This is a genomic window from Variovorax sp. M-6, assembly GCF_052114385.1.
Lineage (GTDB): Bacteria > Pseudomonadota > Gammaproteobacteria > Burkholderiales > Burkholderiaceae_C > Variovorax.
The window spans coordinates 31,139-43,809 of sequence record NZ_JBFREQ010000008.1 but is presented as its reverse complement, the minus strand read 5'-3'; the positions used below and the strand labels follow the sequence as shown (position 1 = coordinate 43,809).

Annotated in this window: 14 protein-coding genes; 3 read left to right on the top strand and 11 right to left on the bottom strand. The window is 68.0% G+C overall.

Annotated features, from left to right (window positions below; genetic code table 11):
- Window positions 1–114: 114 nt before the first annotated feature.
- The 8 genes from AB4Z46_RS11340 to AB4Z46_RS11305 all read right to left on the bottom strand — a co-directional run bounded on the left by AB4Z46_RS11340 (window position 115) and on the right by AB4Z46_RS11305 (window position 6,699).
- Window positions 115–270 (bottom strand): hypothetical protein, encoded by a 156-nt coding sequence (locus AB4Z46_RS11340; RefSeq protein ID WP_442283596.1) that lies wholly within the window; start codon window positions 268–270, stop codon window positions 115–117.
- Window positions 271–469: 199 nt separating this feature from the next.
- Entirely contained in the window at window positions 470–2,161 is a 1,692-nt protein-coding gene (locus AB4Z46_RS11335; protein WP_442283595.1) for an MFS transporter, read from the bottom strand.
- Between the two features lie 144 nt (window positions 2,162–2,305).
- Window positions 2,306–2,947, bottom strand: coding sequence for a 2-hydroxychromene-2-carboxylate isomerase (locus tag AB4Z46_RS11330; protein WP_442283594.1), 642 nt, complete (start codon window positions 2,945–2,947; stop codon window positions 2,306–2,308).
- Window positions 2,944–3,198: a DUF1289 domain-containing protein gene (locus tag AB4Z46_RS11325; RefSeq protein WP_442283593.1), complete on the bottom strand. Its 255-nt coding sequence runs from the start codon at window positions 3,196–3,198 to the stop codon at window positions 2,944–2,946. The genes AB4Z46_RS11330 and AB4Z46_RS11325 overlap by 4 nt, the downstream gene beginning before the upstream one ends.
- A 61-nt stretch (window positions 3,199–3,259) precedes the next feature.
- The gene (locus AB4Z46_RS11320; protein WP_442283592.1) at window positions 3,260–3,748 is read right to left on the bottom strand and encodes a YbaK/EbsC family protein; all 489 of its coding nucleotides are present in this window, start codon (window positions 3,746–3,748) and stop codon (window positions 3,260–3,262) included.
- A gap of 82 nt (window positions 3,749–3,830) precedes the next feature.
- Window positions 3,831–4,751, bottom strand: coding sequence for a hydroxymethylglutaryl-CoA lyase (locus AB4Z46_RS11315; protein WP_442283591.1), 921 nt, complete (start codon window positions 4,749–4,751; stop codon window positions 3,831–3,833).
- 158 nt (window positions 4,752–4,909) lie between these two features.
- On the bottom strand, window positions 4,910–5,887 hold the full coding sequence (locus AB4Z46_RS11310) for a Bug family tripartite tricarboxylate transporter substrate binding protein (protein ID WP_442283590.1): 978 nt from the start codon (window positions 5,885–5,887) through the stop codon (window positions 4,910–4,912).
- Between the two features lie 35 nt (window positions 5,888–5,922).
- Window positions 5,923–6,699, bottom strand: coding sequence for an IclR family transcriptional regulator (locus tag AB4Z46_RS11305; RefSeq protein WP_442283589.1), 777 nt, complete (start codon window positions 6,697–6,699; stop codon window positions 5,923–5,925).
- 281 nt (window positions 6,700–6,980) lie between these two features.
- Here AB4Z46_RS11305 and AB4Z46_RS11300 point away from each other — a divergent pair, with 281 nt between their 5' ends.
- The 3 genes from AB4Z46_RS11300 (at window position 6,981) to AB4Z46_RS11290 (ending at window position 8,937) form a co-directional block, all read left to right on the top strand.
- On the top strand, window positions 6,981–7,424 hold the full coding sequence (locus AB4Z46_RS11300; protein ID WP_442283588.1) for a hypothetical protein: 444 nt from the start codon (window positions 6,981–6,983) through the stop codon (window positions 7,422–7,424).
- 72 nt (window positions 7,425–7,496) lie between these two features.
- Entirely contained in the window at window positions 7,497–7,838 is a 342-nt protein-coding gene (locus tag AB4Z46_RS11295; RefSeq protein WP_442283766.1) for an antibiotic biosynthesis monooxygenase family protein, read from the top strand.
- A 70-nt stretch (window positions 7,839–7,908) separates the two neighbouring features.
- Window positions 7,909–8,937 carry a DnaJ C-terminal domain-containing protein gene (locus AB4Z46_RS11290; protein ID WP_442283587.1) on the top strand — a complete coding sequence of 343 codons (1,029 nt, stop codon included), beginning with the start codon at window positions 7,909–7,911 and terminating at the stop codon, window positions 8,935–8,937.
- A 57-nt stretch (window positions 8,938–8,994) separates the two neighbouring features.
- Here AB4Z46_RS11290 and AB4Z46_RS11285 read toward each other — a convergent pair whose 3' ends face one another.
- The 3 genes from AB4Z46_RS11285 to AB4Z46_RS11275 form a co-directional block, all read right to left on the bottom strand.
- The gene (locus tag AB4Z46_RS11285; RefSeq protein WP_442283586.1) at window positions 8,995–9,939 is read right to left on the bottom strand and encodes a 2-hydroxyacid dehydrogenase; all 945 of its coding nucleotides are present in this window, start codon (window positions 9,937–9,939) and stop codon (window positions 8,995–8,997) included.
- A 67-nt stretch (window positions 9,940–10,006) separates the two neighbouring features.
- A complete protein-coding gene (locus tag AB4Z46_RS11280; RefSeq protein ID WP_442283585.1) occupies window positions 10,007–12,001 on the bottom strand; it encodes an acetyl/propionyl/methylcrotonyl-CoA carboxylase subunit alpha in 1,995 nt (664 codons plus the stop codon).
- Window positions 11,994–12,665: a DUF4126 domain-containing protein gene (locus AB4Z46_RS11275; RefSeq protein ID WP_442283584.1), complete on the bottom strand. Its 672-nt coding sequence runs from the start codon at window positions 12,663–12,665 to the stop codon at window positions 11,994–11,996. Before AB4Z46_RS11275 ends, AB4Z46_RS11280 begins: the two co-directional genes overlap by 8 nt.
- Window positions 12,666–12,671 lie beyond the last annotated feature (6 nt).

Below are 12,671 nucleotides of genomic sequence, written 5' to 3'. Positions count from 1 at the left end.
GGTGGGGCAGACATTCTAGGAACACCGGCGGGGCCGGGGCGGCCGGACCCGGATGGTCCACGGCCGCGCAGGGACTTCAGGTGTCGAGAGTCCGCTTACATGCGGACACAGGCACTACTTCACGGGTTCGGCCGGCGCTGCCGGTGCCGGCGCGTGCGTCGCGTCGCCGCCGTGCTTCTCGCCCGACATGTCGACATTGCCGCCTGCCTTGGTAAGCACGTACAGCACGATGGCCGCGAAGATGACGAAGCCGACGATGATCTTCCACATGATGAGGTCTCCTGAAGTGTTCAAGAAAAAGGCCTCGCACCGATTCGGCGCGAAGCCCTTTTGTTGACCAGGCCTGGTGGGCCGGGAGTGGACGCCATCCCCTTCCGGGAATGCCGCGGAACCGGCTTCGCCGGGCCGCTGGCATTGCCCCCTGCAAGGGGGTGGCGGCTACACGAAGTGAGCCAACCCGGCGGGGTGCTCAATCATTGGCGTAGATGTCCACGTCCTTGGTTTCCCGGATGAAGATCGTGCCGATCACCAGCGTCATGGCGGCGATGATGATCGGATACCAGAGGCCGTTGTACATGTTGCCGGTGCTGGCCACGATCGCGAAGGCGGTGGTCGGCAGCAGGCCGCCGAACCAGCCGTTGCCGATGTGGTACGGCAGGCTCATCGAGGTGTAGCGGATGCGGGTCGGGAACAGTTCGACCAGCATGGCGGCGATCGGGCCGTAGACCATCGTCACCAGCAGCACCAGCCAGAACAGCAGCACCACGGTCATGACCTTGTTGATCTTGGCCGGGTCGGCCTTGGTGGGATAGCCCGCCGCCTTCAGTTGCTCGGCGACGTTCTTCTTGAAGGCCGCGATTTCCTTGGCCGAAGCCTCGTCGAACTTGTGGTTGACCACGTTGCCCTGGGGTGCCGTGATCGCCACCTCGCCGATCTTGACGACGGCGGGCGAACCGGCCGGGCCGTCGGCGCGCTCGTAGCTCACCGAGTTCTGCACCAGATAGCGCTTGGCGATGTCGCAGGAGCTGCTGAAGTCGATCTCGCGGGCCACCGGGTTGCCCTGGAACGAGCAGGAACGCGGATCGGCGGTCACGACGACGCCGGCCGTGGCCTGGGCCCGGGCCAGGTCCGGATTGGCGTTCTCGGTCAGCATCTTGAAGACCGGGAAGTAGGTCACCACGGCCAGCAGGCAGCCGGCCATGATGATCGGCTTGCGGCCGATCTTGTCGGACAGCGTGCCGAACACCACGAAGAAGGGCGTGCCGAGCAGCAGCGCGGCGGCGATCATCAGGTTGGCGGTGGTCGCATCGACCTTGAGCTGCTGCGTCAGGAAGAACAGCGCGTAGAACTGGCCCGAATACCAGACCACGGCCTGGCCGGCGGTGAGGCCGACCAGCGCCAGGATCACGATCTTCAGGTTCTTCCACTGGCCGAAGGATTCGGACAGCGGCGCCTTCGAGGTCTTGCCCTCGGCCTTCATCTTCTGGAAGGCGGGCGACTCCGACAGCGACAGCCGGATCCAGACCGAGATGCCGAGCAGCAGGATCGACACCAGGAAGGGAATGCGCCAGGCCCACTCGGCGAAGGCGGCCTCGCCCACGCCTTCACGCACGCCCAGGATCACCAGCAGACTCAGGAACAGGCCGAGCGTGGCGGTGGTCTGGATCCACGAGGTGTAGGCGCCGCGCTTGCCATGGGGCGAATGCTCGGCCACGTAGGTGGCGGCACCGCCGTACTCGCCGCCGAGCGCGAGGCCCTGCAGCATGCGCAGCGCGATCAGGATCACGGGCGCCGCGACGCCGATGGTCGCGTAGCTGGGCAACAGGCCGACGATGAAGGTCGACAGGCCCATGATCAGGATGGTGACCAGGAAGGTGTACTTGCGGCCGATCATGTCGCCGAGCCGGCCGAACACGATGGCGCCGAAGGGTCGCACCAGGAAGCCGGCGGCAAAGGCCAGCAGCGCGAAGATGAAGGCCGCGCCGGCATCGAGGCCGCTGAAGAACTGGCGCGCGATCACGGGCGCGAGCGAGCCGTACAGATAGAAGTCGTACCACTCGAACACGGTCCCCAGCGACGAGGCGAAGATGACCTTCTTCTCCTCCTTGCTCATGGGCCGGGGAGCGTTTGCCGCTCCCCGCGAATCTAGTGTGGCTGCCATGTCGTCTCCTGTAGAAATTTCCGCCCACGGCGTGGGACGTGTCTGATTCTTGGAGTGGCGACTGACCCGAGGCTGTCGCGAAACTGAACGGTCGCTGACGGTTTAAGGTCAAACCCGCGGCCGACGTTTCAGATCGCAGGAAATCTAGCTTTTGCTGCGCAGCAGCAAGGGTCGCTGGTCGGCGGCATCCCAGTCCGGGCCGTCGAACCAGGCCTCGCCTTGCAGGCAGGCGCGCAGCATCGCCAGACCGTCGAAGCCCCAGAACAGGCGGCCGTCGACCTCGAAGGCCGGCACCCCGAACACGCCGCGCGCGATGGCGTCGTCGGTGTTGGCCTTGAGTTGCGCCTTGACTTCGTCGCTGCCCGTTTCGCGCCGCAGCCGCAGCGATGCGGCGAGCGCAGCGAGGCGCGCGGCGTCGCCGGGCTCGCCGCCCGTGCGCCAGACGTCCCGGAAGACGGTCTCGGCCACATGGCGATTGATGTCTGCGCCGGTGCTGGTCGCCAGCGCCAGCCGCAGGTGCGGCAAGGGGTTGAAAGGGTGCGTGGCGGGCATCCGGATCGGAATGCCGTGCGCCTGGCCGAGCCACAGCACATGGCGGTAGGTCCAGCTTCGCTTCGCCGGGATCTCGGCCGGACCGAGCTGCCCGTGGTGCTTGAGCAGCGCGCCGAGCAGCACCGGCCGGTAGGCCACGCTGTAGCTCAGGCCCTCGAGCGCCTGCGGCAGATGCTCGAAGGCGAGATAGGCATAGGGCGAGATGAAATCGAGATGGAAGGTGATGTGCTTCATGGCGTGTCCCCGTCGGCCAGCCCGAACCCGGCCCCGGCGCGCAGCTCGATGGCGCGCCAGACGCCGCGCTTGTCCGCATCGTCCATGCGGCTCCAGCCGGCGATCTCGGGCAGCGTGCGCAGGCAACCTTCGCAGAAGCCGCTGGCCGGGTCCATGCGGCAGATCGAGATGCAGGGCGACGGCAGGTCGCGGGCCATGGCGCATGCGGCCGCCGCGCGCTCGGGCAGCGACGCCAGCGTGGCGGTGTTCATTCGAAAGCCTCCTTGCGACGCGCTGCGGCGCGAGCGGGCTCGGGGCGGCCCGGCGCTGCGCTCACACCACGTCCGCGACCGGCGCGCCGGTCAGGCCTTCGAGGTCCTGCGGACGCAGGCGCACCACCGCATGCGGATGGCCGGCCGCGGCCCAGACGTCCTCGAAGCGGAACAGCTCGCGGTCGATCAGCATGACCGGATCCGTGGCATGGGCGAAGGGCGAGACGCCGCCGATCGAGAAGCCGGTACGCGACTTGACGAAGTCGGCATCGGCGCGACCCAGCTTGCCGACCAGGGCCTCGACCTTCTTCTCGTCGACGCGCTTGTCGCCCGAGGTCACGACCAGCACCGCGCTGTCGTCGGACTTGCGGCGGAACACGATGCTCTTGGCGATCTGGCCGACCTCGATGCCCAGCGCATCGGCGGCCTGCTGCGCGGTGCGCGCGGCGTCGTCGAGCATCTGCGGCGCGTGGGGATGGCCCTTGTCCCGCAGCAGGCGGGCGACGCGCTGCACGCCCTCCGGCAGGGAAGTCAGTTCGGCACCGCACATCACTGGCCCCCACGCTTGCCACTGCGTGTGCTGCGCTGCCCCCCGAGGGGGCCTTCGCGTCTTGGGAGCGGCCCGGCGACGCTCATGCGGCCCTCTTGGTCCGGATGGCCTTGGAGGCACGCGAATTCGGCTCGCGTCCGAGCGCCTCGCTGATGTAGACGCCGGCGTCGATCAGCAGGTCGAGGTCGATGCCGGTCTCGATGCCCATGCCGTGCAGCATGTAGACCACGTCCTCGGTCGCGACGTTGCCGGTCGCGCCCTTGGCGTAGGGACAGCCGCCGAGCCCGGCCGAGGAGGTGTCGTACTGCCAGACGCCCATGTCCAGGCTGGCGAGCGTGTTGCCCAGCGCCTGGCCGTAGGTGTCGTGGTAGTGGCCCGAGATGTCGTCGACGCCGTAGTGCCTCAGCGTGGCCTCGATGGCGCGCTGCACCTTCAGCGGCGTGCCGACGCCGATGGTGTCGGCCACGCCCACGTGCTGCACGCCGATCTCCTTCATGAGGCCGGCCAGCATCTCGACGCGCGAGGGCGCGATCTCGCCCTCGTAGGGGCAGCCCACGGCGCACGACATCGCGCCGCGCACGTAGATGCCGTGCTCGCGGGCTGCCGCGACCACCGGCCGGAAGCGCTCGATGCTCTCGGCGATCGAGCAGTTGATGTTGCGCTGGCTGAAGGCCTCGCTGGCGGCGCCGAAGACCACGATCTCGTCGGGCCATTCGGCACGCGGCGCGGCGATCGCGGCCTCGAAGCCCTTCATGTTGGGCGTCAGCACCGAATAGCGCACGCCGGGCTTGCGGCGCAGGCCGTGCATGACCTCGGCGTTGTCGGCCATCTGCGGCACCCACTTGGGCGAGACGAAGCTGGTGACCTCGATCTCCCTGACGCCGGCCTCCTGCAGGCGGTGCACGAGGCCGATCTTGATCTCGGCCGACACGGGTTGCTTCTCGTTCTGCAGGCCGTCACGCGGGCCGACGTCGACGATCTTGACTCTGGAGGGAAGTTTCATGGGGCGCTCGCAGTCGATGTGGAAGGATCGGCCGTCATTTTCTCCGGGAAATGGGGCTCGCCCTGGCTGGCGCAGGGAAGCCCTTTCGGGGCACGCCGCGGAACCGGCTTTGTCGGGACTGCAGCCGCCATCTTCTGCATCCCTGTCTCCGGTACGTCTCAGGGCGTCGCCTTGAAATTGCTGTCTTTCACGAGCTTCGCCCAGCGCGCCGAGTCTTCGGCAATGGTGGCGGCGAATTGCTCGGGGCTGCCGCCGACCGGCTCGTAATCGATTCGCGCCAACTGTTCGCGGACCTCGGGCAGCGCCAGTATCCGGACCACTTCGGCGTGCAGGCGCTGGACGATCGCCGGCGGCGTGCCGGCCGGGGCCAGCAGGCCGGCCCACGAACTGAAATTCATGCCCGTGACGCCGGACTCCTGCATCGTCGGCACCTGCGGCAGCGTCGGCGAGCGCTGCGGCGACAGCACGGCCAGCGGGCGCAGCTTGCCGGCCCGGATCATCTGCACCGCATTGAAAGGGTCGATCGTCATGTCGACCTCGCCGGCCACCACGGCCTGCATCTGCGGCCCGGTGCCCTTGTACGGCACGTTGACCATGCTGGGGACGCCGATGCTGGTCTTGAACTGCTCGCCGATCAATCCGATCATGCTGCTGCCGGCCGAGAAGCTCATCGGCCGGGTGCCCGTGCGGGCCAGGGCGATGAACTCCTGCATCGTCGAGGCCGGCACCGAGGGATGCACCACCATCACGAGCCCGATGTTGCTGATCAGGCTGATCGGCGCGAAGCTGGCGAGGGGTTCATAGGGCGCCTTGTAGAGCACCGGGCTCAGCACCTGGGCGCCGGCCGTGTTCAGCAGCAGGGTGTAGCCGTCGGGCGCGGCGCGCGCGACCAGGTCGGTGCCGATGATGCCGTTGGCACCCGGCTTGTTGTCGATCACCACCGGCTGCTTCAGCCCCTCGGACAACTTCTGCGACAGCATGCGCGCCACGATGTCGGTGGCGCCGCCCGGCGCGAACGGCACCACCAGGCGGATCGATCGGCTCGGATAGGCCTCGCTGCCCCAGGCCGGAACGGTCATCGAGGCCAGCGCGGCCAACCCCAGCAGCAGCCGACGTCGAAAGGGACTCTTCTTCATCATGGACTCCTCCGTGAATCGACCGCGGCGGGCGGTCACCGTTTTCGTGGCGGCGGCGGCGGCGTGGCGGCGGCGCGGTGCGGGTCCTCGATGGAGCGGCAGGCGGCGCGCAGCATCGCGGCGATCTCCTCGATCCGCGGCTCGACGCGATAGCGTGGCCCGGCGATCGAGACGGCATAGGCCTGGCCGCCGATGTGCACGGGCCAGGCGATGCCGGCGAGGTCGGGAACGCTCTCGCCGAGGTTGCCGTACCAGCCGCGGCCGGCGGAGCGCTCGAGTTCCTCGGCCAGCGCAGCGGCGGTGGTCAGCGTCGAGTCGGTCAGGCGCACGAGCTTCGTGGCCTTGAGGCAGTCCCGCCGCGCCTCCGGCGTCAAGGTGGACAGCAGCGCGCGGCCCAGGGAATTGGCATAGGCCGGCCGCGTCTCGCCGACGCCGATGGTGTAGCGGATGCTCTGCGGTGCATCGACCACCTCGAGGTAGACCGCCTGCCCGCCATCGCGCAGCTTGCCGAACATCACGGTTTCGCGCACGCTGTCGCGCAGTTCGAGCAAGGCCGGCTTGACGCGGTCCAGCACCGGATCGTGCGCGGCGATCACCTGCGCCATCGCCAGCAGCCGGCTGGTCGGGTAGTAGCCCTGGCGGCGACCGGTCTCGTAGAGATAGCCGCGCTCCTCGAGCGTGCGCAGCAGGCCCAGGCAACTCGACATCGGCATCTCGAGCAGCCGCGCCATCTCCGACAGCGCGAGCGGCTGCTTCTCCTGCGCGAAGGCTTCGATGATCTCGAACACGCGCAATGCTGTTTTCACACCCATGAATTTATTTTCACGTAAGAGAAATATCAACGCAGCCGGGTTTTTCCGGAGCGGACCCGATTGCACCGGCAATGCGACCGACGGAGAACCGCAGAATTTTCTGCAGCAAGTGCGGGCGCCTTGCCCGCAGACAGCCTGATCGCACTTTCGTAGAGTGGCGCCTCGCCGCAGTGAGCGCGTTCTCGCGCTGCAGCTCGGAATACCGCTGCGGGCCGCCCCTGCTCGCAGCGGCGACCCGGCCTCGAATCGCTGCCGCCCTTGTCGAAAAAAATGAAAGTTCCATGATGAATCTGTCTTCGACGCTGCTTTCAGCCAATGGCCTGTTGGTACTGCTCATTGGCTTCCTATGCGGCGCTCCGTTGGGAAGCGCAATCAACAAGGGCGAGATGGAAGCGAAGGTTCGCGCATGGCGTGTCGCGCATTCGAGCCTGGTCGGCGGCGGCGTGATGTTGCTCGCGATTGCACCCAACCTTCCCAGCGTCGAGTTGCCGCAAACCTTGAAGTTGATTGCGTCGAGCTTGCTCTGCATCTCTGCCTGGTCATTCACGTTCGCTCTGACGTTCGGTGCATGGAAAGGCCACAGAGGCACGGCACCCGAAACGGGCATCGGTTCGACAGCCGCCTATTTCGCAAACATCCTGGGCGTCGTTCTGTCCATGGCCTCCGCTCTGATGTTCACCTGGGGCGCCGGCCTCCACTTGCTGCGCGCACTTTCCGCCACTTGAATGATTGAAATCCCGGCATCGCGGGTCGGGGCCAACGCGTCCGGCCGCCGCGCAATTCAAGCAAAAGCACTCATGTATTCATCCACCTTCATCTTCGCCAAGAAGCAATTCGACGATGAGTTCCATCGTCTCGATCAAGCGATCGCGGAAGCCGCCAAGTCGATCCCCGGATACCTCGGTGAAGAAACGTGGGAGAACCCCGCCACGGGGTTGATCTCGAACGTCTATTGCTGGGAATCGCTCGATGCTCTCCAGGTGCTGATGCAACACCCGCGACACCTCGAGGCCAAGGCGGCCCAAGCCAGGTGGCTCGACGGGTACAAGGTCGTGATCTCGGAGGTGCTTCGAACTTACGGCGACACCGGCCTGGGCCAGCCGTCCGCTGCATCACGGGCGGCGAGCGACTCGCATTGAAGGCCAGCGCCTTCGGCTAACATCCAAACCGAGCGGCCATCACCTTCCCGGCCTGCACGAGGATGTCGATTTGGCTACCGAGAACGCTTTCGCCGAACTGGGCTTGGCATCCGACGCTACCGGGAGCGAGGTCAAGGCGGCATGGCGCCGGCTGGTCTCGCAGTGGCATCCGGATCGCAACGACAACGCCGACGCGGTCGCGAAGATGCAGCGCATCAACCAGGCCTTCGAGGAAATCCGCCGCGCCGGGCTGCTTCGCGCAGCAAGCGGCGGAGTCGACGAAGACGAGACCCCGAAGCACGAACCCGCATCGGGCCGGCAGCGCCGCCCGATCAGCCGCAAGGTCAAGCTCACGCTCGAGGAAGCGGCGATGGGCTGCATCAAGGTGATGCGCGGCAAGGTCACCGAGCCTTGTTCCACCTGCGCGGGTGCCGGACACCGGGTGCTCGGCGGCAATTGCGCGCATTGCGGCGGCTCGGGCGCGATTCCCAAGCGCTCCTTCTTCGGTTGGCCCGCCGGCGTGACCGAATGCGAGGCCTGCCTGGGCGGCGGCATCGCGAGGCAGCTGTGCCCGGCGTGCGAAGGCGCCGGCAAGACGGCGGCGCGCAGCTACAAGGTCAACGTGCGCATTCCGAGCGGCGTGCGCCACGGCGATCTGCTGCATGTCGGCGGCGGACACTCGCACAAGAACCTGCCGCCCGCCGATCTGGAAATCCGCGTCGAAGTGGCGCCGCACGCGTTCTTCCAGCTCGATGACGACGGCACCATCCGCTGCGAGATCCCGGTCGATGGCTTCGCCTGGATCGCCAACCGGCCGATCCAGGTGCCGACCGTCGCGGGCCCGCAAGCGCTGCAGCTCCAGCGCGATCGACTGTCGTACCGCCTGGACGGCCAGGGCTTTCCGATCGAGCGCCGAGGATCGCGCGGCGACCAGTGGATCACTGTCCTGCCGATATTTCCCGACACGCTCAGCACCGACCAGGAGATCCTGCTCGACCAGTTGCTGGCCACCAGCGCTCAGGCCCCGGACGCCCGACTGCGCAACTGGAACCGGGGCATGAGAGCCTGGGAACGAGGCCTGTCGGGACGCAGCCGCTGACGTGCCGCGCCATGCGCGGCAGCTTCGAGGAGCCGCGGCGAAGCGCCCGAGGCCGGCTCAGTAGCCGCGCTCGACGTCCACCACACCCGCGATCGGCGCACCCTGCTCCATCGCCCGGATCTTGCCGGCGATCTGCGCGATCGAGGCTTCGCGCTCGGTGCGCGCCGACCCATGCGGCGTCACCGTGATCTTCGGATGGCTCCAGAACGGGTGCCCGGCCGGCAGCGGCTCGACGTCGAACACGTCGAGGGTCGCGCCGGCGAGCTGGCCACTGTCGAGCAGCGGGATCAGATCGTCGTCGACCAGGTGCGCGCCGCGCGCCACGTTGATCAGGTAGCCGCCGGGGCGGCCGCCGTTGAGCTTCAAAAGCGTCTCGCGGCTCAGGATGCCGCGCGTATCGGAGGTCAGCGGCAGCAGGTTCACCAGCACGCGGCTCGCGCCCAGAAAGTCATCGAACTGCGCCTCGCCGGCGAAGCAGCGCAGGCCGTCGATCGCCTTGGCCGAACGGCTCCAGCCGTTGACCGGAAACTCGAACTGCGCCACCGCCTTGGCCACGCGTTCGCCGAGCACGCCCAGCCCCATCACGCCGACCGTGAAGTCGCGGCGTTCGCGGGGCTTGCGATAGCTCCAGCGGCCCGCGCGGGCCTCGGCCTCGTACAGGTCGAATTCGCGAAAATGCCGGATCAGCGTGTGGCAGACGTACTCGGCCATCTGCACCGACATGCCGGCATCGTCGAGCCGGACCACCTGGGTCTGCGGCGGCACCCTGAGCTTGAGCAGTGCATCGACGCCGGCGCCGATGTTGAACAGGCCGCGCAGCCCGGGCTGATCGTCGAGAAACTGCTGCGGCGGCGCCCAGACCACGGCATGGTCGGCGGGCGCGGCGCCGGGCGCCCAGTTCTCCACCTCGGCCTCGGGCAAGGCCGCGCGCAGGCCTTCGATCCAGGGTTCGGGGCGGTTGTCGGTCAGGCAGACGAGGATTCGGATTCGGGAGGAAGTCATCCCCGAAGCTTAAATGCCCGCTGCCCCCGAAGGGCCGCAGGCCGCCTTGGGGCGGCCCGGCGTCGGCCTACGCCGCGATGCGCAGCAGCTCCGCCCCCTCGGTGACCTGATCGCCGGGCGCATACAGCAGCTCCTCGACCATCCCATCGGCCGGCGCCGCGATCGTGTGCTCCATCTTCATCGCCTCCATCACGGCCAGCGGCTGGCCCCGGCTGACCTTGTCGCCAGCCTTGACCGCGAAGGACACGACCTTGCCGGGCATCGGCGCCGTGAGACGCCCGCCCTCGGCATGCGTCTCGCCGGCATGGGCCAGCCGGTCGATGGCGATGATCCTGGTCGCGCCCTGTGCGCCGAAGACGTGGGCCGTGGCCTCGTCCGGGTAGACGTTGAGCGTGTGGCGCCGGCCGTCGAACTGCAGTTCGAGCTCGCCCGACGGAAAGCTGCCGATCGCCAGCGGGCCCGAGACCTCGCCGACCTGCAGCGAAAGCGCGCCATCGTGCAGATAGCGCAGCACGGCGCTCTTCGGCTCGCCACGGAACTCGAACTCGAAGGGCCGCACCGCGACGCCGTGCGATTGCCAGCCGTCGCGCCGGCTGAACGGATCGGCGCTGGCCGTCGCGGCCTCGGCCAGCAGCGTGCGCGCGATCGACGCCGCAGCCGCCAGCGGCAGGCCCAGCGGTTCCTGGTCGAACAGCACCGCGCGCTCGCGCTCGATCAGCGCGGTGTCGAGCTTCGCTTGCGCGAACGAGTCGGTGCGCAGGATGCCGCGCAGGAACTGCACATTGGTCGCCACGCCCACGATATGCGTCTGCGCCAGCGCGAGATCGAGCCGCGCCAGGGCTTCCTCGCGCGTGGCGCCGTGCACGATCAGCTTGGCGATCATCGAATCGTAGAAGGGCGAGATCACGTCGCCCTCGCGCACGCCGTCGTCGATGCGCACGCGGCTGCGCTGGAAGGCGGTGGCCTGCGGCTTGCGATAGACCCGCAGCGTGCCGGTGGCGGGCAGGAAGTTGTTGTCCGGATTCTCGGCGCAGATGCGCGCCTCGATCGCATGGCCGTGGATCTGCAGCTGGTCCTGCTGCAGCGGCAGCGCTTCGCCCGAGGCCACGCGCAACTGCCATTCGACCAGGTCCAGGCCGGTGATGGCTTCGGTCACGGGGTGCTCGACCTGCAGCCGGGTGTTCATCTCCATGAAGAAGAAGTTCATCTCGCCGTTCGAACGCTGCTCGACGATGAACTCCACCGTGCCGGCGCCGACGTAGTTCACCGCCCGCGCCGCTGCCACCGCCGCCTCGCCCATTTGCTTGCGCATGGCTTCGGTCATGCCGGGTGCGGGCGCTTCCTCAAGCACCTTCTGGTGCCGCCGCTGCACCGAGCAGTCGCGCTCGAACAGGTAGACGTAGTTGCCGTGCGTGTCGCCGAACACCTGGATCTCGATGTGGCGCGGCCGCTGCACGTACTTCTCGATCAGCACCGCGTCGTCGCCGAAGCTGTTGATCGCCTCGCGCCGGCAGGAGGCCAGCGCGGCGGCGAAATCGCCCGTCTTCTCGACCACGCGCATGCCCTTGCCGCCGCCGCCGGCGCTGGCCTTGATCAGCACGGGATAGCCGATGCGATCGGCCTCGCGCTGCAGCAGCGCCGGGTCCTGGTCGCTGCCGTGGTAGCCGGGCACCAGCGGCACGCCGGCCTTCTCCATCAACTGCTTCGATTCGGCCTTCAGCCCCATCGCCTTGATCGCCGACGGCGGCGGGCCGATGAAGACCAGGCCGGCCTCGGCGCAGGCCTGCGCGAACTCCTCGTTCTCGCTCAGGAAGCCGTAGCCCGGATGCACCGCCTCGGCGCCCGTGGCCTTGGCGGCCTCGAGGATCTTCTCCCAGCGCAGGTAGCTCTCCTTGGGCGCGCTGCCGCCGAGGTACACCGATTCGTCGCAGGCACGCACGTGGTTGGCATGGGCGTCGGCGTCGGAATACACGGCGACCGTGCGGACGGCCATGCGGCGCGCGGTCGCGGCCACGCGGCATGCGATCTCGCCGCGGTTGGCGATCAGGATCTTCTTAAACATTCGATGAGTCTCCAGGAGGTTTCTTCGTGAGCTGGAAGGCGGGCACCACGCCGGGGTCGGACCGGCCGCTGAAGATGCGCGCCACGCGGCCGAACAAGGATTTGAGGAAGCGCCAGCTCTTGCGGATCAGCCAGACGCTGAGCACGAGCACGACGATGAACAGCAAGCCGAAGACCAGCGGATGCGTGACCGCCAGCCACAGGCCGACCGGTACCGCGGTGTCCTCGACCAGCGAGGCGCCGACATTGCTGAAGGGTTCGGGCGAGGTGTTGATCGCGGCCCGCGTGGTCGCCTTGGCCGCATGCGCCGTGGCCGCGAAACCGCCGCCGAGCAGGGCCGCCACCAGCGCCATCACCGTGTGATCGGCACCGAACACGCCGGCCGCGAGCGCGGCTCCCGCGGGAATGCGGATCGCGGTGTGGACCATGTCCCAGATCGAATCGAGGCCCGGGATCTTGTCGGCGAAGAACTCGACGAAGACCATGAAGCCGCTGGCCGCGATCACGACCGGATGCGCCAGCAGCTGAAGGCCGTTCGGCAGCGGCACCCAGCCGAGGTAGCCGGCCAGACCGGTCAGCAGCACCACCAGGTACAGCCGCACGCCGCTGGCCCAGCCGAGCGCGGCGGCCAGGGCGAGCAGTTGCGGCATGTCGAGCGAAGTCATGGGGCA

Bases quoted from the DNA above. Each gene is read 5' to 3' on its own strand.
- AB4Z46_RS11285 (WP_442283586.1), bottom strand. From the start codon at position 9,939: ATGACTTCCTCCCGAATCCGAATCCTCGTCTGCCTGACCGACAACCGC.
- AB4Z46_RS11330 (WP_442283594.1), bottom strand. From the start codon at position 2,947: ATGAAGCACATCACCTTCCATCTCGATTTCATCTCGCCCTATGCCTAT.
- AB4Z46_RS11340 (WP_442283596.1), bottom strand. From the start codon at position 270: ATGTGGAAGATCATCGTCGGCTTCGTCATCTTCGCGGCCATCGTGCTG.
- AB4Z46_RS11295 (WP_442283766.1), top strand. From the start codon at position 7,497: ATGTATTCATCCACCTTCATCTTCGCCAAGAAGCAATTCGACGATGAG.
- AB4Z46_RS11315 (WP_442283591.1), bottom strand. From the start codon at position 4,751: ATGAAACTTCCCTCCAGAGTCAAGATCGTCGACGTCGGCCCGCGTGAC.
- AB4Z46_RS11275 (WP_442283584.1), bottom strand. From the start codon at position 12,665: ATGACTTCGCTCGACATGCCGCAACTGCTCGCCCTGGCCGCCGCGCTC.
- AB4Z46_RS11305 (WP_442283589.1), bottom strand. From the start codon at position 6,699: ATGGGTGTGAAAACAGCATTGCGCGTGTTCGAGATCATCGAAGCCTTC.
- AB4Z46_RS11300 (WP_442283588.1), top strand. From the start codon at position 6,981: ATGATGAATCTGTCTTCGACGCTGCTTTCAGCCAATGGCCTGTTGGTA.
- AB4Z46_RS11280 (WP_442283585.1), bottom strand. From the start codon at position 12,001: ATGTTTAAGAAGATCCTGATCGCCAACCGCGGCGAGATCGCATGCCGC.
- AB4Z46_RS11320 (WP_442283592.1), bottom strand. From the start codon at position 3,748: ATGTGCGGTGCCGAACTGACTTCCCTGCCGGAGGGCGTGCAGCGCGTC.
- AB4Z46_RS11310 (WP_442283590.1), bottom strand. From the start codon at position 5,887: ATGAAGAAGAGTCCCTTTCGACGTCGGCTGCTGCTGGGGTTGGCCGCG.
- AB4Z46_RS11325 (WP_442283593.1), bottom strand. From the start codon at position 3,198: ATGAACACCGCCACGCTGGCGTCGCTGCCCGAGCGCGCGGCGGCCGCA.
- AB4Z46_RS11335 (WP_442283595.1), bottom strand. From the start codon at position 2,161: ATGGCAGCCACACTAGATTCGCGGGGAGCGGCAAACGCTCCCCGGCCC.